Below are 22,626 nucleotides of genomic sequence, written 5' to 3'. Positions count from 1 at the left end.
GTCGAGCAAGACGCAGTGGTTGAGTGGGCTCTACTACGCTGATTTCATCAGCTTTTACAGCCCCACTCAACTATGCGGAGGTGGGACGACGAAATCGAATTCTAACGAATTACCAATTTCTGTCCCACTCTCTTTTCTATTTATTCAGCTAAGAGCACTTCTTTGATGGTTTGTTTTTGGAGTTTTCTGTTGGATAGATAAAACAGGCTTTCATAAATCAAAGCAAAACCGAGCAAGGTCCAAAAGCACACATTCCCATCAAAGTGATGCTCAATCTTTTCAGGAACCGTATTTTTGATCACACCGATCAAGATTTCCATGATGCCATATTGATAAGCTGTCCCAAGAACAAATCCTAAATAAGCCCAAAAACGATAGGGAGCGAGAATATGACTTTGGCATTCACGATCGGTGTAGCCAAAAGCCTTCATAAGAGCCAAGGTTTCACGACTTTCAGAGACCACAATCCCCAATGACAAAAAGAGAATCGAGAAAGAAAGGATCAAGCCAATCATGATCATCATGGTTTGGATGATGTCATCTGTATAATCTCTTAAGCCAAAGGACAATTGCACCATAGCCGCAAAACACATAGAGCCAAAGACCACAAAAAACAAGATCGATTTTCTCCCCCAAATCAGAGATGAGGACAGCTCTTTTAGGAAGTCTTTCTCTTTCTTAGGAGCCCGCTTTCTCCTTTGGACCTTGATTGGAGTTGGGGACTTTTTCAATAAGCGAAGAGCCGGGGTTTGTAGTTGTCTTCTAGCATAGCTAATCGCGAGAAGCATAAAGAAGGTCGTTGGCAGGATCACCAAAGCAAGCAAGAGTTGCCAGTGAAGGTGAATAGTAATTTCTGGCAAAATCCTCTTCTCATTGCGGAAGTCATAAAAATGTCCCATCATAAGAAAAGAAGCAAAATAGCCAAGAAGCGCTCCAGCTCCAAAACTGAGTCCAAAGGCCCAAAACCGTTTAGCCAACTGGCCATTGCTATATCCCAAAGCCTTTAAAATCCCTAATTGTTCCTTGTGGTCATCGACAAATTGTTTGATATAAAAACACATGAGAAGGACCGACGTCAAGGACAGGACGACTCCACTGACCATGGCCACCATCCAGGAAAGCGAAACCTGGGCATCATAGTAGGTCTGAATCATGGGATTGGTTTTCGAAATCTCCAACTGCTCGATATCCAGGTAAAAATTCAAGAAGAGATTGGCTACAAAGACCGCACAAGCCCCAATGATACTGACGACAACTAATTTTCGAATATCTTTTACTGAAAACATGGCTTACCATCCAATCTCATAAGCAGTCTGAGGCTGATCATTGGTCACAACTTCGGTAATCTTGCCACTATTGACACGAATGATGGTTCTTGCCATATCCGCAATATTTTGGTTGTGCGTCACCATGATGAGGGTAAAGCCCAGTTTTTCCTTCAGTTTCCAGATATAGTCGAGAATCTTGCGCCCTGTTTCTTCATCCAGGGCTCCCGTCGGCTCATCTAAGAAGAGAATCTCTGGCCTTTTGGCCAAGGCCCGAGCAATGGAGACTCTCTGCTGTTCCCCACCAGACAATTCACTCGGATACTTGTCCAGCTTATCGCCAAGCCCCAAATCCTCGATGATCTGCAAAAAATCATGATTGTTTGCCAGGTCAGCTCCCATCTTTACATTTTGTCTGACCGTCAGATTCGGCAATAGATAATACTGCTGGAAAATAAAGGCAATCTTCTCCCGTCTAAAGGCTGTCAATTGAGCATCTGTGAGTTGTGATAAATCTTGTCCTTGAATGAGGATATGCCCTTCGTCTACCTTTTCTAAGCCTGATAACACATTTAAGAGAGTTGATTTCCCCGATCCAGAAGGGCCGAGGATAACCACATCATCCTGGTCTTGAATCTGCAAATCAATCTCCTTTAAAACCTTGGTTTGGCCGTAACTTTTGTGCACATTTTCTAGTTGAATCATTTCTTTCCTACCATTTCTTTGATGAGAGATTGACAAACCTCTGTCAGTAATCCAATCACTTCTTCCATGCCGAACTGGTAAATACCAGAAGCAACCATAGAGGCCATCCCGTGTGAGTAGATAAATAGATGCTGGTACAAGCGACTAGCCTCCTCTACAGTCAAAGGATAGTCTGCGACAATCGAATCCAGAACCAATTGGTAACTATGATCCTTCATGGGAAGAAAATCTTGAAAGCGACGAATCGGATCTTTGCTAGGATTTTGGAAAAGCAATTGAAAGAGTTGGGGTTCTTTTGAGGCGAAAAGGATATAAGCAACCCCGACAGATCGGAAAGGTTTCTCATCTTCTAAGGCCTTGCGAATATACTCCACCACGACCATCTCCGCAGCACCAATAACCTCTGCTTGTAACTCAGCCATATTAGCAAATTGCCCAAAAATGACTCTCGGTGTGGCTCCCAGTTTCTCCGCTAATGCTCGAGCAGTTAAACTAGCCATTCCCTCTTCTCTCACCAATTGTAAAGCTGTCCCAATGATAGCCTCTTTACTAAATTTAACCTTGGGTGGCATAAGACTCCTTTCGCGCAACATTCGTTGCGCAACACTTGTTGCATAAAGATTACCATAAAAAAGAAAGACTTGTCAAGAAAAAACTGAAAACCACAAAAAAACCAGACCACCGATAAGAGTGGAATCTGGTTTACTAACAAGATTCTAAGGCAAATCATTTCCCGCCGCCAAGTAGATTTGATACCATTCCTTGCGAGTTAGGGTGACTGTTGCTGCTTTTCCTGCTTCAAGGACATGCTGGGGCTTGGTCGTTCCGATGACGGACTGCATCTTACCCGGATAGCGGAGGACCCAGGCAAGGGCGATAGCTGTCGGTGTGACCTGGTATTTTTTCGCCAAATCATTGAGGACGTGATTGAGAGCCGCAAACTCTTCTTTACCGACAAAATTCCCCTTGAAATAGCCATGCTGGAGAACAGACCAGGCCTGAATCACCGTATCAGTTAAGCGACAATACTCAAAGACACTGCCATCTCGCACGGCTGCTTTAGGCCCTTCCATGTTGACATGAAAACCAGCTTCAAAGCTCGGTGTAAAGGCAGCACTCAACTGCAACTGGTTGATCTTGAGAGGCTGTTGGACAGCCGTTTTGAGCAATTCCATCATCATAGGGTTTTGATTGGACACCCCAAAATGGCGGACCTTGCCCGCTTGCTCCAAGTGATCAAAAGCTGCCGCCACTTCTTCCGGCTCCATGAGGGCATCCGGTCGGTGAAGGAGGAGACTATCTAAGCGCTCGATCTGCAAACGCTCGAGAATGCCATTGACGGAGTCCAAAATATAGTCCTTGGAAAAATCAAAATAGGTAAAGCCGTCTTTGCGAATCCCACACTTGGACTGGATCCACATCTGGTCCCGAAGATCCGGACGACGCTTGAGAACCTTACCCAGCAGGACCTCACACTGGCCATCGCCATAGATATCCGCCAGATCAAAGGTGTTGATCCCAATCGACAAAGCTGCCTCCACCAAGGCCTCCACCTCATCTTCACTCATCTGACTGATCCTCATCATCCCAAGGACAATCGTGGACAGACGCTCATTTTCAGCAAACTCAATATAGTTCATGTCCGCCTCCTTTTCATTCTTCTTTCATTATAATGTAAAGAAGATCAAACAGCAATGATTTCACAAAGTAAAACACCTCCAGTATCCACTGAAGGTGTCTCTTTTAACGATAGCTCAAGGCTTTTTTAACAGTCTTGACTAAACCTAGGTCATCTGTTTGTAAGATAAGGCTTGAATAGATTTTTCCAATGATCATGGTGCCGAGGAGCGTGAAGGCCAAGGCAATTCCGAATGATCCCCATGATTCAAGTCCACTTGCATAGCCATTGATGGTACGGAATGGCATGAAGAAGGTTGAAATGAATGGAATGTATGATCCAATCTTCAACAGAAGGACATCACCTGCGCTACCTAAGGTAGTTACTCCAAAGAAGCTAAAGAACACTAACATCATCAGTGGCGAAATCGCTTTTCCTGTATCTTCTGGACGAGCAACTGTTGAACCTAGGAAAGCTGAAAGAACCACGTACATGAAGATTCCAAGAATGATCAAGAATAAGGTATTCAAGGAAATGGATTGTCCAATATGTTGGGTGATAGGAGAGTCTGGAGATAAGATATCTTTCACAAGAGGAATGGAGTCTCTAAAAATCCAAACGCCTCCCAATCCGACTGCATAGATACCAATATGAGTACAAATGACTCCGAAAAGACCAATCATGCGAGCATAGAAATAGTGAGTTGCGCGAATGCTTGAGAAGACCACTTCCATAATCTTGGTCCCTTTTTCACTGGCTACCTCTTGAGCAGTGATACCTGAATAAAACATCAGAATCATGTAGATAAGAAAACCGATTCCTCCAGCTACCACGGTCTGCACCATTTTCAGCCCTTCTTTCTTCTCATCAATTTTTTCAATCAATGAGACCTGTTGCGAAAGGGCTGCTAACTGCTCTTGGCTTAAATCCGCTTTAGAAACATTGAGCATTTGTTGGACCTGACTCAATTTAGCCATAAGGATTGCTTTGAAACCTGGCTTCATGGCATCCTCACTCTGGTAGCGAGCCTCTAGCTGGCCATCCTTTTCTTCAACTGTGAGGATTCCCTTGATTTCTTCCTCTTTCATGGCCTTTTTAGCTGCTGCTTCGTCCTTATAGTCAAAGGTCAAGCCATCGGTCCCTTTCAAGACTTCCTTGACAGGAGCTTGATCTGTAATCAAGGCGATGTTGCTTTTCGCAGATGTAGAAGATCCGACGAAATAGTTCACTCCAATCGTCAATCCGAAGAAGAGAAAGGGAGTAAGCACCATCAGTAAAAAGCTCCATGATTTCACTTGGCGTAAATAAGTTTCTTTGATAACAATCAGCATCTGTTTCATACTTCTACTCCTGATTCTAGTTTAAAGATTTCATCAATGGTTGGGGCTTGTTGGTCAAAGGTTGCTAGATAGCGACCCTTGGTCAACTGATCAAAGAGGTCCGGACCTGCTGTTTCATCATCCAATACCAACTTCCACAGGCCTTGCTTGGTCATGGTCACCTTGGTCACGTGAGGCAGCACTTCCAACTCCTCTTTACTGAAGTCATTGGATACGAAGAGACGAGTCTTCCCGAAGCTATTGCGAACTTCTTGTACGGGACCTGAAAGAATCACAGATCCATCACGAATCATAACCAACTCATCACAGAGTTCTTCCACATTGGTCATGACGTGGTCAGAGAAGATAATGGTGGCACCGCGTTCTTTTTCTTCAAAAATGACCTGCTTAAGCACTTCTGTATTGACAGGATCCAGTCCGCTAAAAGGCTCATCCAGGATGATCAATTTTGGCTCATGGATCATGGTAATGATCAATTGCACCTTTTGCTGATTCCCTTTTGAGAGGCTCTTGATCTTATCGGTTAATTTTCCTTTTACTTGGAGCTTTTCCATCCAGATTGGAAGTTTCTCCTTGACCTCAGCAGTTGACATTCCTTTGAGATTAGCAAGGTAACGGACTTGCTCATAGATGGTTAACTTAGGCATAAGGCTTCGCTCTTCTGGCAGGTAGCCAATTTCCTTATAGGTTTCTTGACTGATTGCTTGGCCATCCAATTGGATATCACCGCTGTAGTCAAGGAAGCGGAGGATACTATGAAAGATAGTGGTCTTCCCAGCTCCGTTCTTCCCGATCAAACCTAAGATGGATCCTTTTTTCGCAGTCAAGTCAATGCCGAACAAGACTTGCTTCTTGCCAAAACTCTTTTCTAAATTTCTAATTTCTAACATGAATGACTCCTTTACTCTTTATAATAACGTTTGGTAATCTTGTATTGAGAGACCAAGATATAGACATAAATTAGTGATACAACTACTAATGCTAACAAGATATCTGCCTGGAAAGCAATGCCAACTAAGAATATCGCCATTAAGGAAATCGGTAAGACATAATTGCTTAACTTGAAGACAATATCGTAATTCTCCTCGTAGCAAATTTGTTTCTCTGCCTCATCTATCATGCTCATTATTAGTTCACGGACTTCTGCCCCACTAGCATTGCGTGGGATTGCTTTTCCATAAATCTGTTTGAAGGTTTTTCGAAACTGATGTTCTAGCCCAAAAGTAAGAAGGAACAAAGCAAGAAAAATAAGCGGGATGGTGTATTTCCCAAAAGCACCTGTTAGTTTTTCTTCATAGACTAGTTTTTGGCAAGAGAAGAAAATCACTAATAGATAGGGAACAATCATGACGCCTTTGAACATCGTAGCCAAGTCATAGATTCTTCTCGTTTGGCTTTCATAACGGTAGGCTTCGTCTTCATCTTCTGCCTCCTCCATCATCTGATAAGACTGGCGCGATGAGATGAGGTAGGTAGACGCAATCCCGAAAACCACCAGATATAAAATGATTGACCCTATATAGATCATATCTCGATCAAATAGCTTTTGGAATTCAATAGGATGGTCTGAACCAAAATAACCTGTCAAAAAACCAATGATTAATCCTGATAGGACCATGGCCATGTTTCTCCAAAAACGAAAACGGGCTGACCTTTCTTTTAACTTCTTTTTCACTTTTATTCCTCTCCCTCTACTAGACTAAAGACATTCTCCACCGGTTCCTTGAAAATCTGGGCGATGGTGATGGCAATAATAACCGAGGGGGTGTATTCCCCCCGCTCCAAGAGACTGATGGACTGGCGCGAGACTCCTGCTAGCTTGGCTAGCTCGGATTGGTTGAGGCCATCACGCGCCCTCAGCTCTTTCAGTCGATTTTTTAAGATCATGGCTTTCGCCCCCTTATAGTTGAATACCTTGAATATCTTCGATGCGGACTAATTTGGTTTCCCTCTGTTGTTTATGATTCACACGAGTCAGTTTGACCCAATCTTCGTCGATATCCAAAATTTCATACTCGAATCCAACACCACTCACTAAAACAGTGGCCGTTTGGCCTTTCAATTCTTCTAAAATTCTAGACATGTCTTGATTTCCTTTCACTTGTTTTTCTAATCGTCTAATGCGTTTGTTCAACCTTTTATTCTTCTTTTCTGAGCTCGCATAAACCATAATCAGAAAAGGGATAAAAAGAATCCATATGGCTCCCATAAGAAACCTCCCCTTCTTTCAACTAAAATCATTGTAACACTTCTTTTTCTTTTTGACAAGTGTATTTGTCAAAAAAATAAAAATATTTGTCAAAAATAGAAGGATGGTTGACATGGATATTTTGAGTACTTAAAGGAATTTCTTTATTTTTATAGGGTTTCAAGGCCTATAACTTGCAAATCCTGTAAGAAAAAAAACAGTTGAGAATTTCTCAACTGTTTCATGTTTTTACGATTTATCGCACTTCTGCGTCTACTTTTTCTTCGAGTGATGCTTGGATTTTTTCCATATAGCGAGCGACTTCTTCGTCGGTCAAGCTATCTTCTGGATTTTGGAAGGTCAAGCTGTATGCCATAGATTTCATTCCGATACCCAGTTTTTCACCTGAGAAAACGTCAAAGAGTTTGATGTCTGTCAAACGTTTCACGCCTGCAGCTTGGATGGCATCGACCACTTCTTGGTGAGTCACTTCTTCTTTGAGGAGAAGGGCGATATCACGGCTGACTGCTGGGAACTTCGTAATTTCCACAAATGGAGCAGCTGGTTGAAGGGCTGCTTCGATAGCTGAAAGGTTAAGCTCGGCTACATAAGTTTCTGGAATATCATAAGCCTTAGCCGTCACAGGGTGTACTTGACCGAGGAAACCAAGAACTTGATCCCCGAGTGAAATCAAGGCTGTACGTCCTGGATGGAGGCTAGCGATTTCAGAGGTTGCTGTATAAGTCACTTCAAGACCCAAGCGAGCAAAGAGGGCTTCCAAGATTCCCTTAGCATAGAAGAAATCAACTGGAACAGCTGGAGTCTGGAAGTCTTTTTCAGCAACTAAGCCAGTCAAAGCAAAGGCAAAGCTGTTGATTTCATTTGGCAAGTCTTCTTTTGGATTACCTGTTTGCTCGAAGACTTTTCCAATCTCATAAAGAGCCAAGTCTTTGTTCTTACGCGCTACGTTGTAGGCAACTGTATCAAGGATACCAGAAACCATATTTTGACGGAGAACTGAACGGTCCACAGTCATTGGCCACATAAGTTCTGTTAGGTTGCTTGGTGCAGTCGTAAATTCAACGGCTTTTTCAGGAGTTGTCAGAGCGTAGGTAATGATTTCAGTCAAGCCTGCCCCTTCAGCAATCGTCCGAACCTGACGACGCAATTTTTGAGTCGCAGTCAACTCACCTGCTGTCCCATCGTCTTTTGGAAGACTGGTTGGCAAGCGGTCATAACCATAGATACGTGCGATTTCTTCAAAGAGGTCCGCTTCAATAGTGATGTCCCAACGGCGACGTGGAACACTCACAGTAAAGGAATCAGCATTTCCAGAAAGGCCAAAACCAAGGCGACGGAAGACATCTTCAATATCTGCGTAGGAAAGCTCTGTACCAAGGACACGGTTGACGTCAGCAAGAGTGGAAGATACTTCTACATCTGAAGTATCCAATTCACCTGCTGAAACGATGCCCTTACGCACGGTTGCACCTGCAAGCTCTGCTATCATGCTTGCTGCCGCATCAAGGGCTTCATTGACAGTTGCCACGTTGATGCCTTTTTCAAAACGAGAAGATGATTCAGAACGAAGGTTGAGACGACCGCTGGTCTTGCGGATAGATTTGCCATTGAAGACAGCGGCTTCAAGGACGACACGACTAGACTTTTCAGAAATTTCTGTAGCCTGACCACCCATAACACCGGCAAGGGCTACTGGCTTGTCAGCCACAGTAATGACTAGGTCATTCGTCTCCAACTCACGCTCTTCCCCGTCCAAGGTCACCAATTTTTCACCCGCACGCGCTTCACGGACACGGATCTCGTTTCCTTCAAAGGTATCCAAGTCAAAGGCATGCATAGGCTGACCAAAGTAGAGTAGGATATAGTTGGTCACGTCAACGACATTGTTGATCGGACGAATACCTTCATTCATGAGGAGGTTTTGCAACCATTGTGGACTTGGTGCGATGGTCACATTGTCCAAGATACGAGCAGCATAGTATGGCGCCTTGTCTGTGTCAATGCTGACAGAAAGAGCGTCTGCTGCAGCTTGGTCTGTTTCAGTCAAAGCAAAGTCTTTGAAATTGACTGCCTTGTCATAAATCGCTGCTACTTCGTGCGCTACCCCACGCATAGAAAGAGCGTCTGCACGGTTAGGCGTGATGGAAAGTTCGATGATTTCATCATCCAAGTCTAGGTAAGAGAATACTTCCTCACCTGGTACTGCATCATCCGGCAAGATTTGGATGCCATCTGCAAATTCCTTAGGTACAACGGAATCAGAAATGCCCAATTCACCAAGTGAACAGATCATCCCTAGTGACTCTAAGCCACGGATTTTCCCTTTTTTAATCTTGTAGTTATCCGCGATGCGAGCACCTGGAAGAGCCACCATAACCTTGATTCCTGCACGCACATTTGGTGCTCCACAGACGATTTGACGAGCTTCTTCTTCGCCCACATTGACTTGGCAAACATGAAGATGAGTTTCTGGCACATCTTCGCAAGACAAGACTTCTCCGACGACAATTTTTGAGAGGCCAGCAGCTGGTGATTCGACACCTTCTACTTCAATCCCTGTGGTTGACATTTTTTCAGCCAACTCTTGTGATGGCACATCAATGTCCACCAATTCTTTTAACCATTTATAACTAACTAACATATGTAAGATACCAAGGGCTAAGCAGAAATCTAGATATCTTTCCTAGATCTCCATCCACCCTCGTTTTGATCCTTTCATTTTGTGTTTTCCAGCTCGAGGCTAGCTTAGGAAGGTCTAATAACCTCCCCTTCTCTAGAATGGAAGCTTCCAATTCTGAGACTTCTTGTCCATTCTAGATCAATTTCTTTCTCAACAACCAGTCTGTATCCACGGTATCTCCGGTAACATACTGGTGTTCACTAAATCGTTCAAAACCAAAGCGATAGTAAAAATCTTGCGCCTTAAAGTTGCGTTCCCAGACACCTAGCCAGGCCCACTCAAAGCCCCGGCTCTTGGCTTGATCCAGCGCAAAGATAAACATTTCCTTGCCAAAACCAGCCCCATGAAATTCCTTTTTGACATAGATCCGTTGGATCTCAAAGGACTTGTCCATCTCTACTGGCTCCGTCTGTGCTTGCCCCCAATTGATCTTGAGAAAACCACAGATTTCTTGTTCTTCATTGAGGACAAAATAGATTTCAGATTCTGGATCTAGCAGATCCTTCTCGATTTGCTCCAAAGAGAGCACGGTAGAGAAGTACTCTTCCAAGTCTTCCTCAACAATATAGGGACCAAAGGTCTCCCGATAGGTTTCCACCTCTAGGTCACGTAAGGTCTGTAATTGATCGATTTTTACTCTAACTAACATGATTATTTAAACTGTTCTGAGAAGCGAACATCTCCTTGATAAAAGCCACGGATATCATTGATTCCATAACGAAGCATGGCTACACGCTCCTGACCAAGTCCAAAGGCGAATCCTGAATAGACTGTCGAATCAATGCCACTCATCTCGAGCACGCGTGGGTGAACCATACCGGCCCCCATGATTTCGATCCAACCTGTCTTCTTACATACATTACATCCCGCTCCACCACATTTGAAGCAAGATACATCGACCTCAACGGATGGCTCGGTGAATGGGAAGTAAGAAGGACGCAGACGGATTTGACGTTCTGCACCAAACATCTTTTGCACGATCAACTGAAGCGTTCCTTGAAGGTCCGCCATAGAAATGTTCTTCCCAACAACCAAGCCTTCGATCTGATGGAACTGGTGGCTGTGGGTCGCATCATCTGTATCCCGACGGAAAACACGGCCTGGAGAAATCATTTTCAAAGGTCCCTTGCTAAAGTCATGCGCATCCATTGCACGCGCCTGAACTGGTGATGTGTGGGTCCGAAGCAAGATTTCTTCTGTGATATAGAAGGTATCCTGCATATCACGAGCTGGGTGATCCTTTGGCAAGTTCATGCGTTCAAAGTTGTAGTAGTCTTTTTCGACTTCAAAGCCATCTACAACTTGGTAGCCCATCCCGATAAAGATATCTTCGATTTCTTCACTGGTTTGGGTCAAGACATGGCGATGACCAACTGCGACTGGACGTCCCGGAAGGGTCACATCGATACTCTCACTAGCTAATTTGGCTTGGACTTTCTTTTCTTCCAAGAGCTTAGCTGTTTCTTCAAAGGCAGCCGTCAAAACATCACGGGCTTCATTAACGTGTTTCCCGATGACCGGACGCATCTCAGCAGAGACATCTTTCATCCCTTTGAGGATCTCGGTTAGAGAGCCTTTCTTCCCAAGGACAGAGACGCGTAGCTCTTGCATCTCTTTTTTATTTTCAGCAGAGATCTGCTTCAAGGCTGCCAGCGTTTCTTCTCGAAGCGCTTTTAGTTGTTCTTCAATCGTTGACATATTTCCTCCATCATGGTCCTCACTCAGACATAGAAAAAACCACGCGCCACATCCATATTCGGAGCGTTGACACGCGGTACCATCCGTTTTTTATCTGAAACTCAGACCTTAATTTCTAAATCCTTGCGCAAGTGAATTCACTCAGCTTTCATGCAAAGAGCTTTCAGTCACGGCTCTTCTCCCTGTTGCACTTCCCTTGAGGTACTAGTCTTGCAGATTTCTATTCAATTACATTCTAGTTTATCAGATTTTTAGTTAAAAAACAAGTTAGATGAGACTAATTTCAATAGACAAAGAAACAAGACGCAGGGCATTATTTATTTGCCTTGTCTGTTTCATCTGCTTTCCTTTTCAATAGAAGAGTTGCTGCTTGGTTAAAACCATCACACCAGTTATACCATTTTGCTTCATACTCATCTTGAGGTAAGATACGATGTTTTAAATCCAGAACAGAGGATATCTTTCTTTCCTCGCAAGCTTGCGCATAGAGATGATAGAGCTCATCACCACCATCTCTATCAAACTCAGCAGAAATCGTATCCCGACTAGCCAATAAAGCCTGATATGCCCTGTGATGCCCGTCTGTAATCAAGAAGCAATTTCCAAATGCAAGAACACTAATCGGATCCACATTGATGATTTCTGCCGACTGATCAAGCATCTGGATATCATGTAACTTCTTTTCTGATAAATATAGTTGGGTCGGATGAAGATCTGTTATCTTGACTTCCATTTCTTTCTCCTCTACCATGAGTAAAAAAGCTGGTCATGAGCACTGGTGAACATTTTTAAAGGTCAGGATTTAAAGACCTGCCAAAGCCAAATTCCCTTGCCATTCTTGTTATTCGTTTGTTTTTATTCGATGACTTGTCCAGCTTCTTTCAAGACAGATTCTGGAATGGTAATGCCTAATTCTTCTGCCACTTTTTTGTTGATGACAGATTTACCATCTGTGAAGATTTCGACTGGTGTATCACCTGGTTTTTGACCTTTCAAGATTTTCGCAGCCATTTTACCAGTTGCCACTCCAAGATCGTGTTGGTCGACAACGACTGACCCTAAACCACCAGCTTCGACCATTGCTGTTGCACTTGGGAAGATTGGTTTTTTAGCTGTTTTGTTTGCTTCGACTACAGTTGAGAAGGCTGAAGCGATGGTGTTGTCGATTGGAACCCAGATGGCATCTACTTTACCAGTCATGACAGAAACCGTTGAAGCAATTTCATTTGTAGAAGGGACTGAATAAGGAACCACCTTGTAGCCTGCTTTTTCAGCCAATTTTGTAAATTCTTCTACTTGCGTTTTAGAATTATCTTCACTGGTTGAGTAAAGAACCCCGATTGTTTTCACGTTTGGAGTCAACTCTTTGATTAACTTCAACTGTTGTTCCGTTGGGTTGTGGTCAGATACTCCTGTGATATTGCCACCTGGTTTTTTCAAATCTTTGACCAAGTTAGCGCCGACTGGGTCTGTGATAGCACCCATGACAATTGGTTTGTCCTTAGTCGCACTAGCCAAACCTTGAGCAGATGGGGTTGCGATTCCGATCAAGACGTCGTTGTTGTTTTGGACCAATTGCTTGCTCATGGTTGCAACCTTGTTTTGGTCTCCTTCCGCATTGAGGAATTCGATCTCAATCTTGTCCTTATCGTAGCCTTCTTCAGCTAAGCCATCTTGAATCCCCTTGTAGATTTCGTCTAGCGATGGGTGGCTGACCAACTGCAAGACACCGACTTTTACCTTTTTAGTTCCATCTGCTTTATTAGCACCATTTTTATTGTTTAACATTGGATAGACAACAGCTACTAAAATAACAGCTAGCAAAGCACCAATCATTCCCAATACACGTTTGTTTTTCATATTTCTTACCTCAATTATTTATTTTTTTCGTTTTTTCGCATCTTTGTTAAAGACTGAGTCGCCATCGTTTCTTCATCTTCTTTTCTCCCTTCTTTTTGAAACAAAAAACACGCCCACACATAGCTATAGCTATGTGAGGACGTGTCATCGCGGTGCCACCTCACTTATGGGAAAATGGATAAACTCCTCCCATATCTCTGTCTTGTCTAGCAACAAGTTGCACGATAAGGTGTGCCGACCGAATTTTTATTGTTTCAAATTCATCTCATCATTAGTCCAATTTCATAAATGTCCACTACCCACTTCCACCAACCGTGAGCTCTCTAATAAATTTTCATTTATTACTTTTCTAATTGAATCCATTGTAAATGTTTCTGTAAACCTTGTCAATACTTTTTTATGTTTTTTTTGAAAACGTTCGTCATTTCCTGAAATTCATTTTCTAACGGACACTTTCACAAGGATTGAAAACCTCCTTCTTACTGGGTTTTCAGGCACTTTTTTGATATAATTTACTAGAACTAGTCTAGAATGTTGAGGAACCCCATGTCTTTTGATGGATTTTTTTTACACCATATGGTGAATGAATTACAAAGCGAACTCCTATATGGTCGCATCCAAAAAATTAACCAACCCTTTGAACAAGAGTTGGTTTTACAAATTCGTAGCAACCGCAAGAATCAAAAACTCTTGCTGTCTTCCCATTCTGTTTTTGGTCGGATCCAACGGACCCAGACCAATTTTGAGAATCCTGCCTTCCCTAATACCTTTATCATGGTCATGCGCAAGTATCTCCAAGGGGCAGTCATTGAGCAAATCCAGCAACTGGAGAATGACCGTATTTTAGAAATTGCCGTCTCTAATAAAAATGAGATTGGAGATGATATATCTGTGACCCTGATCATCGAAATCATGGGCAAGCACAGCAATATCATTCTTCTGGACAAGGCAACTGGAAAAATCATCGAAGCGATCAAGCATGTGGGCTTCTCTCAAAATAGCTACCGGACCCTCTTGCCAGGTTCGACCTATGTAGCTCCTCCAAAAACCGAAGCGGTCAACCCCTTTACCATCAAGGACGAAGCCTTATTCGCCTTTCTTCACCGAGAAGAGTTGACACCTAAAAATCTTCAAACCCATTTCCAGGGTCTTGGTCGTGATACTGCTCAAGAATTGGCCAGTCGATTAGAAAGCGGAGAAAAATTAAAAACCTTCCGAGCATTCTTTGAAGCTCCAACAGATCCCCGTCTAACGAAAAAATCTTTTGCTGCTCTCGCTTATGCAGATAGCCAGGAGGAGACCTTCGAGACCTTATCAGATCTACTTGACCACTACTACTTGGACAAGGCTGAGCGCGACCGGGTCCAGCAACAAGCTGGGGAACTGATCCGCAAGGTGGACAATGACCTAGAAAAGAACCGGAAAAAATTGGCCAAACAGGAAGCTGAACTAGCGGCGACAGAAAATGCCGAAGAATTCCGTCAAAAAGGCGAACTGCTCACCACCTTCCTCCATCAAGTCCCAAATGATCAAGACCAAGTCACCTTAGACAACTACTATACCAACCAGCCTATTACCATTGCCTTGGATAAGGCCTTGACTCCTAGTCAAAATGCGCAACGCTACTTCAAGCGCTACCAAAAGCTAAAAGAGGCCGTTAAACATTTGACCTCTCTCATCCAGGAAACCAAGGAAACCATCTCCTACCTGGAAACAGTCGAAACTGCTCTGGCCCAAGCCAGCCTTTCTGAAGTAGCCGAGATTCGCGAAGAGCTGATCCAAACAGGCTTTATCAAACGACGTAATCGAGAAAAAATCCATAAACGGAAAAAACCAGAGAAGTACTTAGCATCAGACGGCAAAACCATTATCCTGGTCGGCCGGAACAATCTTCAAAACGAAGAATTGACCTTCAAAATGGCTAAAAAGGACGAACTCTGGTTCCACGCTAAGGATATTCCAGGTAGTCATGTGGTCATTACAGGTAACCTCAACCCTTCAGATGAGGTCAAAACCGATGCAGCTGAGCTGGCAGCCTATTTCTCTAAGGGACGCCTGTCCAATCTGGTCCAAGTCGACATGATTGAAACCAAGAAACTTAACAAACCAACCGGAGGAAAACCTGGCTTTGTAACCTATACCGGTCAAAAAACCCTTCGGGTCACCCCTGAAGAAGAAAAAATTAAATCCATGCGCATCAATGAGTAATAAAAAGGGCTGAGATGATTCTCAGCCCTTTTGTTTTATTCTGATTTGTGGATATCCTCTTTGACTTGGTCAACATTGAACTTGGCAAAGAGATACTGGCGGTCCTGGACGGGGAAGCGTTGGTCCAATTGATCAATAGCCCCAACTTCAACAATGCCTTCTTTGATGACAAAATCCATGACATGCCCCCCGAAGGTATGGTCATCTGAGATAAAGTGAAGGTGATAGCCTGCTACACTGACCCCATGAAACATCTCTGGCGTCCAAAAACCAACAATGGTTCCTGTAACATTTTCTCGTGTAAATTCTGGCTGATGGGTCGCCACATCTGCAAATTTGGTTTCCGAGGTCGATTTGGGAATCATGCGCACATGCATTTTTGCAAAATCACCATGAATCTTAATCGAACGAAACAGATTTTCGCCATCGTAATAAGATTCAATGCGAGCCTCTAATTCCTCATCTGTCATTTCAAAGCGTTGCCGAAAAATCACTTCGGCCTGGTGGGGAACAATAGCCGCATAAGGGACGGTCGCATCTGGAGATACTTCCACAATCTCTGGTTCCTCTCCTGAACCCTTAGCTTGATAAGCCTTACCATCTAAGACGATCAATTCGCCATCGATTGAGTCCAAGGTCCCAATTCCTAAATCTCCATGCTCCAGTAATTCTTTAATGGTAAAGGATCCCCCATAGAGACCTGCCATCAAAGCCCCCAAGGTATTGTATTGAAACAATTTCACCGGTTCCATTTTTTCTCCCTCATTCATCTTGTCTTCTTTTTAGCCCTTCCAGTATACCATATTCTCAAGGACAATAACAGAAAGACTGTTTAAAAAAGAGCGGGCCAGAACAATGATACATACTTGTTCGGATCCCGCTCCACCTGGGTTATTTAATTATTCTTCTAGCAGACTCTCATAGAAAGCTTGCATTTGCCCATCATCTGGCACTAGCTGCAAATAGCCTTCTGCCACTTCCCGGGCTTTTGCAATATCCCCCAACTCTCTTAAGAGGAAACTATAGCTTTCTAAGAACTCTGGATTTTCTTTCAAATCTGGGTAGAGCCCTTCATAGATTGGTTCTGCTTTTTCAACCTCTTCGAGTGCTACCAAGGCACGAGCGATATTCCAGCGGGTGACGACATTCTCCACTTCCACTTCTTGCCATTCAAGGACGTCTTCATAGCGTTCCTGTTCCAAATAAAAGGTTGTTAGGCGAAGGGCGATGTCTTCGAGGTCCTCAGCTACTTCTTTGGCTTCTAACAGATAGTTTTCTGCCTTTTCTGGCTGGTGCAACTCGTAGGCCAACTGGGAAGCTAGAAGGAGGAGGTAGGCGTCGAAAGGATTCTTTTGGATCCCCTGCTCTGCTATCGCTAGCGCTGTTTTTCGGTCATTCTCAGCTTGTAGAGCCAAGGCATAGCCGTATTCATACCCTTCAAAGTCTGGCGACAGTGTATCAATCTGCTTGAAGTAGATCAGAGAACGTTGATACTCTTCTCGGTCAGAGAGAAGGGTTGCCAATTCATAGGCAATCTGGTCATCAAACTCAATTTCCAAGGCCTTTTCTAAAAACTCAATAGCAGACTCAAACCGACCCAGATTCGCATAAGCATAGCCAATCCGCTGGTATGTGGAAATGCCCGTTTCTTCTAAAATGAGACGGTTGTCTAACTGAGCATACTCTTGAATGGCTTCTTGGTAATTTTCAAGTTCTAAATCAATCTCTGCCAAGCCTAGTTGAATAATAGGGTCATCTGAAAGAGTCGCTGCTTCCATCAGTTTTTCTCGAGCCACATCTGCCAAGCCCTCACTTTGGTAGAGGTCTGCCTTGACTAAGAGACTGGCTAGATACCATTCCGAACTTTCCGGGATTTCTTCCAAATAAGCAAAGGCTTCTTCCATTAGTCCATCTTCCGCTACGATAGTGGCTAGACTCAGATAGACCTCTGGATAATCATCTCTCAGATGCAAGTAGGTTTGCTTGGCTTCTGGGTAAAAACCAATACTTTCAAAATATTGTCCCAATTCTAACAAGGTAGCTGGATCATCTTCTAGCAAAGCCTTATCCAAATAAGCTGGCAGACGATCTAGCTCTTGTTTCTCAATTGCTTCTAGAATTTTTTGACTATTCTTCACTTTGAATTTCCTCAACTTCGTCCTTTTCGTACAAACCACTGACCTCTTTATACCATTCAAATAGAGCACTGATGACTACTTTAGCCGAAGCATAAACCGGGATTCCTAAGAAGACTCCCCAGATTCCAAACATAGAGCCAGAAGTAATCAATACAAACAGAATCGTGATTGGGTGGATATTGAGCTGACTCCCCAAGACAAGTGGGGAAACGAAACGTCCCTCGATTGTTTGCTCAACAATAAAGACAATGACGACTTTGACAAACATCTCTGGTCCTGCCACCAACCCCAAGACTAAGGCTGGGAGCATGGCCAAGAAGCTGCCCAAGTATGGTATCAAGTTCAAAAAACCAGCGGTTACACCGAGTGTCACAGCGTAACGAAGCCCAATGATCTTAAGCAGAAGAATAAACATTAAAGCTACGATGATAGCAACAGTAATCTGACCTCTGACATAATTAGCCAATTGTGTATTGACATCAGACAGTACTTTGTCTGCAGATTTACGAATCTTGGTTGGCAAGAAACGGATGATTTGCCCTTTTAAGTTCTTTCCATCTCTCAAAAGATAGAAGACGATAAAAGGCATAATAATCAAAGCGATAATGACCTGAGAGGCGACAGTAATCAGATTGCTGACCCAGTTGACTGCTCGGGCGGAAAAAGAACTCGCCCAACTGGTAATATTCTGCGACAATTGGCTGGTCCATTCATCCAGCTGAGGCTTGATTTCTGGCGACACTTTGTTGTCTAAGACATCATCGATGGTCCTATTGGCCTTTTCCAAGTAATCTGGCAGGTTCTTCATAAAACTAAGAACTTGATGTTGAATAGCTGGAATAGCGACAGCCAAGCCCCATAAAATGAGAAGCGCGATCAAAATAAAGACGATGGAAATTGCAATGATCCGTTTGACTCGGTGCCTTTCCAAAAAGTCCACGATTGGATTTAACAAATAATAGAGGAGCCCTGAAATAATGACTGGTAGCATGACTGCTGCTCCAAACTCTAACAGGGGTGTAAAAATAAAACTAATCTTGCTGAGAACTAAAATATTCAATCCCATCAGTAAGGTTACTAGAAAAACAGTAATGGCTTTATTATCTACAAACCATTTAAAAAACCAGGATAAACTAAAATCTTTTTCTTTATGTTCCACGGGAATCTCCTTCGTTTTCAATCTGTCTTTATTTTAGCATTTTTAGTCCATAATTTCACGATATAGCTGAAATGTGAGCTTTTTTTTAATGCTTAGCTTGTCAATCCTTCACCTAATCGTTTTCCATCCCCTTCTTTTCTGATATAATGGAGCTATCAACAAAGTCGAGGTGCATGTGATGCAAGATATTTATTTCGGAACCTATACCAAACGAGACTCTAAAGGAATTTATAAGGCTTCCTTCGATGAAAGAACTGGTCAACTTAGCGACTTAGAACTAGTTGCTCAAGAGCCAAACCCAACCTATCTCGCTTTTTCAAAAGCTGGTTTCTTATACAGTGTGGGTGCGGAGCAAGGTCTTGGCGGCATTGCAAGCTTTAGTCCTGATCACCAGTTAATCAATCATGTGGTCGAGGAAGGGGCGCCCCTCTGTTATGTCTCTGTTGATGAGGCGCGTGGCTTGGTCTATGGAGCTAACTACCACAAGGGACAAGTCCTCTCATATCGCATCCATGAAGATGGTCATTTAACCTTTGTCGACCAAGCGACTCATCAGGGTTCTGGACCTCACGAAAACCAAGCGAGTCCCCATGTACATTATGCAGATCTCACTCCCGATAAGCTACTCATCACTTGTGATTTGGGTACCGATCAAGTAGTGGTCTATCAAGTCGATGATCTTGGTAAACTAACGAAGACTCAAACCTATCAAACAGCTCCAGGTGCTGGTCCACGTCATATCATTTTCCACTCTCATTACAAGACCGCCTACCTCATTAACGAATTAAACGCTACCATCGATGTCCTTTTCTATGACGGACTTGGCTACTTTGAACATTTCCAAACCATCTCAACCCTACCTAAAGAGTATGAAGGTCAAAAATGGGCCGCTGCTATTCGCCTCTCAGAGGATGGGAAATTCCTCTATGCCTCAAATCGTGCCCATAACTCCATTGCAGTTTATGAAATCTTGGCAGATGGTAGCTTAGTGCTTCTGGAAATCGTTCCAACCAATGGACTCAATCCACGTGATTTCATTCTTAGTCCGGACCAAGAATATCTCATTGCAGTTCATCAAGATTCAGACAATGCCACTGTTTTTAAACGCGATAAAACGAGTGGTAGATTGACTGAATTAAGCCATGATTTCCACGTACCAGAGGCGGTTTGTGTCCTCTTCAACTAAGAATCAAAACGCTTGCTAGTTTGGTTAAAAAGTGATTAAATAGTGATAATAATAAATAGGTTATAGGAGAAAACTCATGAACCCAATGGATTTATTTAACCAAGTCAAAGAAATGATCGAAAAGAAAGATTTCGATGCTGCTAAAAAATTTATCGATGACAACAAGGATAACCTTGGTGACTACTTAGAACAAGCAAAAGCTCTTGTTGCTGGAAACGATCTAGTGAGCGGTGCTGTTGATAAAATCAAAGGCTTATTCTAATCCCTAAAATTCTCAACTACTTGGTTGAGGATTTTTTGTTTAGCTCGATAGCAAAAAAAATCCTTGAGAAAACTCAAGGATCTTTTTAGTCTAGTAAACTAGCTTATTTTTTCAAGTTGTAGAATGATTTCAATCCACGGTATTCAGCTACTTCACCAAGTTGATCTTCGATACGAAGCAATTGATTGTATTTAGCGATACGGTCTGTACGTGAAAGTGAACCAGTCTTGATTTGTCCTGCGTTTGTTGCAACTGCGATGTCAGCGATTGTTGAATCTTCAGTTTCACCTGAACGGTGTGATACAACGGCAGTGTAACCAGCTTCTTTAGCCATTTCGATAGCATCGAATGTTTCAGTAAGAGTACCGATTTGGTTAACTTTGATAAGGATTGAGTTAGCTGCTCCTTCTGCGATACCCTTTTCAAGGTATGAAGTGTTTGTTACGAAGAAGTCGTCACCAACCAATTGAACTTTTCCACCAAGACGTTCAGTAAGAGCTTTCCATCCGTCCCAGTCATTTTCATCCATACCATCTTCGATAGTGATGATTGGGTATTTGTTAACCAATTCTTCAAGGTAGTCGATTTGTTCTGCAGCAGTACGTACAGCAGCGCCTTCACCTTCGAATTTAGTGTAGTCGTAGACTTTACGTTCTTTATCGTAGAATTCTGATGATGCACAGTCAAACCCGATGAATACGTCTTTACCTGGTACATATCCAGCAGCTTCGATCGCAGCAAGGATAGTTTCAACACCATCTTCAGTTCCTTCGAAACGAGGAGCGAATCCACCTTCGTCACCTACGGCAGTTTCCAAACCACGTGATTTAAGGATTTTCTTAAGAGCGTGGAAGATTTCAGCACCGTAACGAAGAGCTTCTTTAAATGTAGGTGCACCAACTGGCAAGATCATAAACTCTTGGAAAGCGATTGGAGCATCTGAGTGAGAACCACCGTTGATGATGTTCATCATTGGAGTTGGAAGAACTTTAGTGTTGAATCCACCAAGGTAGCTGTAAAGTGGGATTTCAAGGTAGTCAGCAGCAGCACGAGCTACAGCGATAGACACACCAAGGATTGCGTTCGCACCCAATTTACCTTTGTTAGGAGTACCGTCAAGAGCGATCATTGCACGGTCAATAGCTTGTTGATCACGAACATCGTAACCGATGATTGCTTCAGCAATGATGTTGTTTACATTGTCAACAGCTTTTTGAGTTCCAAGACCACCGTAACGAGATTTGTCACCGTCGCGAAGTTCAACTGCTTCGTGTTCACCAGTAGAAGCTCCAGATGGAACCATACCACGTCCGAAAGCACCTGATTCAGTATAAACTTCTACTTCAAGTGTTGGGTTACCGCGTGAGTCTAGGACTTCGCGAGCGTAAACATCAGTAATAATTGACATTTCTTACTCTCCTTTGAGTTTAAATTTTTTACACCTCTATGATACCTTAAAAATACGCGTTTTTCAAGAAAAAACGTTATCTTTGTGCAGATTTTCCTTAACTTTATCAAGAAATCGCTTTCTTTTTGTTTGGGACAGCCTTTATTCGTTTGGCATTTTCAACCTAAAATATGATATACTATTCTTATGACTGATCTATCTAAAGAAATTATGGAAAAGGCTAACGGTGGCCTAAAATTAAATCCTGATGAACAACGTCGCTTTCTAGGTACCTTTGAAGAGCGCGTTCTAGGATATGCCGATTTAAAAACAAGCAATAGTCCTCAGCTTCAGAAGGGCTTTTTGAAGGTGCTGAAAAGATTGAATGAACAAGCTAGCCCTCTCTTTGTAAAGATTTCTCCAAATGTTGATTCTAGCGTCCAGTTGAGCTATCTAAAACAAGCAAAAGAATTTGGTTGCCAGGCGACTATTGTTTCGGAGGAACACGACTCCTCTCCTTTTGGGCTCGTGATTCATACAGATGCACCAGTTACCACTACTGACAAGGACCTCCGATCTGCTTTTGCAGATCTCTGGGAGGAAGAAAAGAAACCGACCAAACCTTCTCTTTGGAAGAAATGGTTTGGTTGATAAGAGCTGTCCCTTAGACATTTTATTAGTATTTAACATTAGATAGAAAAAAGCGGTTTAACCGCTTGAGTATGTAGACAAGCTATTGTTTTACATAAAACAGTTAGATGATTATCAAAAATGACTTTTAATTTTTAGTTATTTACGAAGATCAAAAACTTTCCGCTGTGAGAAAAATGCCTGAAACATAATTGTTCCAGGCATTCGGAATTATTGAGACCTTAGGCTCAATAATTAGTCATGGAACTTTGAAAAAGTTC

General features: G+C 42.9%; 22 protein-coding genes and 1 other annotated feature. Of the genes, 4 read left to right on the top strand and 18 right to left on the bottom strand.

The features are described 5' to 3' along the window. Positions 1-140 precede the first annotated feature (140 nt). The 14 genes from ADH49_RS06935 to trpX all read right to left on the bottom strand — a co-directional run bounded on the left by ADH49_RS06935 (position 141) and on the right by trpX (position 13,351). Complete coding sequence (locus ADH49_RS06935; protein WP_048691052.1) at positions 141-1,286, bottom strand: FtsX-like permease family protein; 1,146 nt, start codon at positions 1,284-1,286, stop codon at positions 141-143. 3 nt (positions 1,287-1,289) lie between these two features. Continuing rightward, positions 1,290-1,970, bottom strand: a complete 681-nt coding sequence (locus tag ADH49_RS06930; protein WP_048691050.1) for an ABC transporter ATP-binding protein — start codon at positions 1,968-1,970, stop codon at positions 1,290-1,292. Beyond that, entirely contained in the window at positions 1,967-2,542 is a 576-nt protein-coding gene (locus ADH49_RS06925; protein WP_003002793.1) for a TetR/AcrR family transcriptional regulator, read from the bottom strand. The genes ADH49_RS06930 and ADH49_RS06925 overlap by 4 nt, the downstream gene beginning before the upstream one ends. Before the next feature lie 144 nt (positions 2,543-2,686). Beyond that, the gene (locus tag ADH49_RS06920; RefSeq protein WP_048691048.1) at positions 2,687-3,610 is read right to left on the bottom strand and encodes an aldo/keto reductase; all 924 of its coding nucleotides are present in this window, start codon (positions 3,608-3,610) and stop codon (positions 2,687-2,689) included. Between the two features lie 103 nt (positions 3,611-3,713). Next, positions 3,714-4,928, bottom strand: a complete 1,215-nt coding sequence (locus ADH49_RS06915; protein ID WP_048691046.1) for an ABC transporter permease — start codon at positions 4,926-4,928, stop codon at positions 3,714-3,716. Continuing rightward, positions 4,925-5,818 carry an ABC transporter ATP-binding protein gene (locus tag ADH49_RS06910; protein WP_013903836.1) on the bottom strand — a complete coding sequence of 298 codons (894 nt, stop codon included), beginning with the start codon at positions 5,816-5,818 and terminating at the stop codon, positions 4,925-4,927. Before ADH49_RS06910 ends, ADH49_RS06915 begins: the two co-directional genes overlap by 4 nt. A gap of 11 nt (positions 5,819-5,829) precedes the next feature. Next, complete coding sequence (locus ADH49_RS06905) at positions 5,830-6,603, bottom strand: DUF3169 family protein (protein ID WP_048691042.1); 774 nt, start codon at positions 6,601-6,603, stop codon at positions 5,830-5,832. A gap of 2 nt (positions 6,604-6,605) precedes the next feature. Beyond that, positions 6,606-6,815: a helix-turn-helix transcriptional regulator gene (locus ADH49_RS06900; protein ID WP_003002675.1), complete on the bottom strand. Its 210-nt coding sequence runs from the start codon at positions 6,813-6,815 to the stop codon at positions 6,606-6,608. A gap of 13 nt (positions 6,816-6,828) precedes the next feature. Further along, positions 6,829-7,137 carry a hypothetical protein gene (locus tag ADH49_RS10455; protein ID WP_048691039.1) on the bottom strand — a complete coding sequence of 103 codons (309 nt, stop codon included), beginning with the start codon at positions 7,135-7,137 and terminating at the stop codon, positions 6,829-6,831. A gap of 235 nt (positions 7,138-7,372) precedes the next feature. Next, positions 7,373-9,778, bottom strand: coding sequence for a phenylalanine--tRNA ligase subunit beta (gene pheT, locus ADH49_RS06890; protein ID WP_048691036.1), 2,406 nt, complete (start codon positions 9,776-9,778; stop codon positions 7,373-7,375). Positions 9,779-9,950: 172 nt separating this feature from the next. Beyond that, positions 9,951-10,466 carry a GNAT family N-acetyltransferase gene (locus ADH49_RS06885; protein ID WP_048691034.1) on the bottom strand — a complete coding sequence of 172 codons (516 nt, stop codon included), beginning with the start codon at positions 10,464-10,466 and terminating at the stop codon, positions 9,951-9,953. A 2-nt stretch (positions 10,467-10,468) separates the two neighbouring features. After that, positions 10,469-11,515 (bottom strand): phenylalanine--tRNA ligase subunit alpha, encoded by a 1,047-nt coding sequence (pheS, locus tag ADH49_RS06880; RefSeq protein WP_048691032.1) that lies wholly within the window; start codon positions 11,513-11,515, stop codon positions 10,469-10,471. 313 nt (positions 11,516-11,828) lie between these two features. Then, positions 11,829-12,248 (bottom strand): chromosome partitioning protein ParB, encoded by a 420-nt coding sequence (locus ADH49_RS06875; RefSeq protein WP_048691030.1) that lies wholly within the window; start codon positions 12,246-12,248, stop codon positions 11,829-11,831. A gap of 122 nt (positions 12,249-12,370) precedes the next feature. Then, positions 12,371-13,351 (bottom strand): tryptophan ABC transporter substrate-binding protein, encoded by a 981-nt coding sequence (gene trpX / locus ADH49_RS06870; protein ID WP_414717671.1) that lies wholly within the window; start codon positions 13,349-13,351, stop codon positions 12,371-12,373. A gap of 156 nt (positions 13,352-13,507) precedes the next feature. Further along, positions 13,508-13,742 (bottom strand) — a binding site (T-box leader). 179 nt (positions 13,743-13,921) lie between these two features. Here trpX and ADH49_RS06865 point away from each other — a divergent pair. Then, the gene (locus ADH49_RS06865) at positions 13,922-15,583 is read left to right on the top strand and encodes an Rqc2 family fibronectin-binding protein (protein WP_048691026.1); all 1,662 of its coding nucleotides are present in this window, start codon (positions 13,922-13,924) and stop codon (positions 15,581-15,583) included. A 35-nt stretch (positions 15,584-15,618) separates the two neighbouring features. On the opposite strand, the gene budA is transcribed toward ADH49_RS06865, so the two are convergent. The 3 genes from budA to ADH49_RS06850 form a co-directional block, all read right to left on the bottom strand. Next, positions 15,619-16,335, bottom strand: coding sequence for an acetolactate decarboxylase (gene budA, locus ADH49_RS06860; protein ID WP_048691055.1), 717 nt, complete (start codon positions 16,333-16,335; stop codon positions 15,619-15,621). A gap of 147 nt (positions 16,336-16,482) precedes the next feature. Continuing rightward, on the bottom strand, positions 16,483-17,721 hold the full coding sequence (locus tag ADH49_RS06855; RefSeq protein WP_048691024.1) for a tetratricopeptide repeat protein: 1,239 nt from the start codon (positions 17,719-17,721) through the stop codon (positions 16,483-16,485). Continuing rightward, entirely contained in the window at positions 17,711-18,880 is a 1,170-nt protein-coding gene (locus tag ADH49_RS06850; protein WP_048691022.1) for an AI-2E family transporter, read from the bottom strand. The genes ADH49_RS06855 and ADH49_RS06850 overlap by 11 nt, the downstream gene beginning before the upstream one ends. A gap of 175 nt (positions 18,881-19,055) precedes the next feature. On the opposite strand from ADH49_RS06850, the gene ADH49_RS06845 reads away from it, so the two are divergent. Together ADH49_RS06845 and ADH49_RS06840 are read left to right on the top strand one after the other, a co-directional pair. Continuing rightward, on the top strand, positions 19,056-20,066 hold the full coding sequence (locus tag ADH49_RS06845; RefSeq protein ID WP_042361161.1) for a lactonase family protein: 1,011 nt from the start codon (positions 19,056-19,058) through the stop codon (positions 20,064-20,066). Between the two features lie 76 nt (positions 20,067-20,142). Continuing rightward, positions 20,143-20,328, top strand: a complete 186-nt coding sequence (locus ADH49_RS06840; protein ID WP_023023803.1) for a hypothetical protein — start codon at positions 20,143-20,145, stop codon at positions 20,326-20,328. 103 nt (positions 20,329-20,431) lie between these two features. On the opposite strand, the gene eno is transcribed toward ADH49_RS06840, so the two are convergent. After that, entirely contained in the window at positions 20,432-21,736 is a 1,305-nt protein-coding gene (gene eno / locus ADH49_RS06835; RefSeq protein WP_048691017.1) for a surface-displayed alpha-enolase, read from the bottom strand. A gap of 186 nt (positions 21,737-21,922) precedes the next feature. On the opposite strand from eno, the gene ADH49_RS06830 reads away from it, so the two are divergent. Further along, the gene (locus ADH49_RS06830) at positions 21,923-22,366 is read left to right on the top strand and encodes a DUF1694 domain-containing protein (RefSeq protein ID WP_006595949.1); all 444 of its coding nucleotides are present in this window, start codon (positions 21,923-21,925) and stop codon (positions 22,364-22,366) included. Positions 22,367-22,626 lie beyond the last annotated feature (260 nt).

Origin of the sequence: Streptococcus sp. 400_SSPC (assembly GCF_001072745.1) — a bacterium.
In the GTDB taxonomy this organism is placed as follows: Bacteria; Bacillota; Bacilli; order Lactobacillales; family Streptococcaceae; genus Streptococcus; species Streptococcus xiaochunlingii.
Note: the sequence above shows the minus strand (reverse complement) of the source record. Positions and strands in the feature narration are given on the sequence as shown.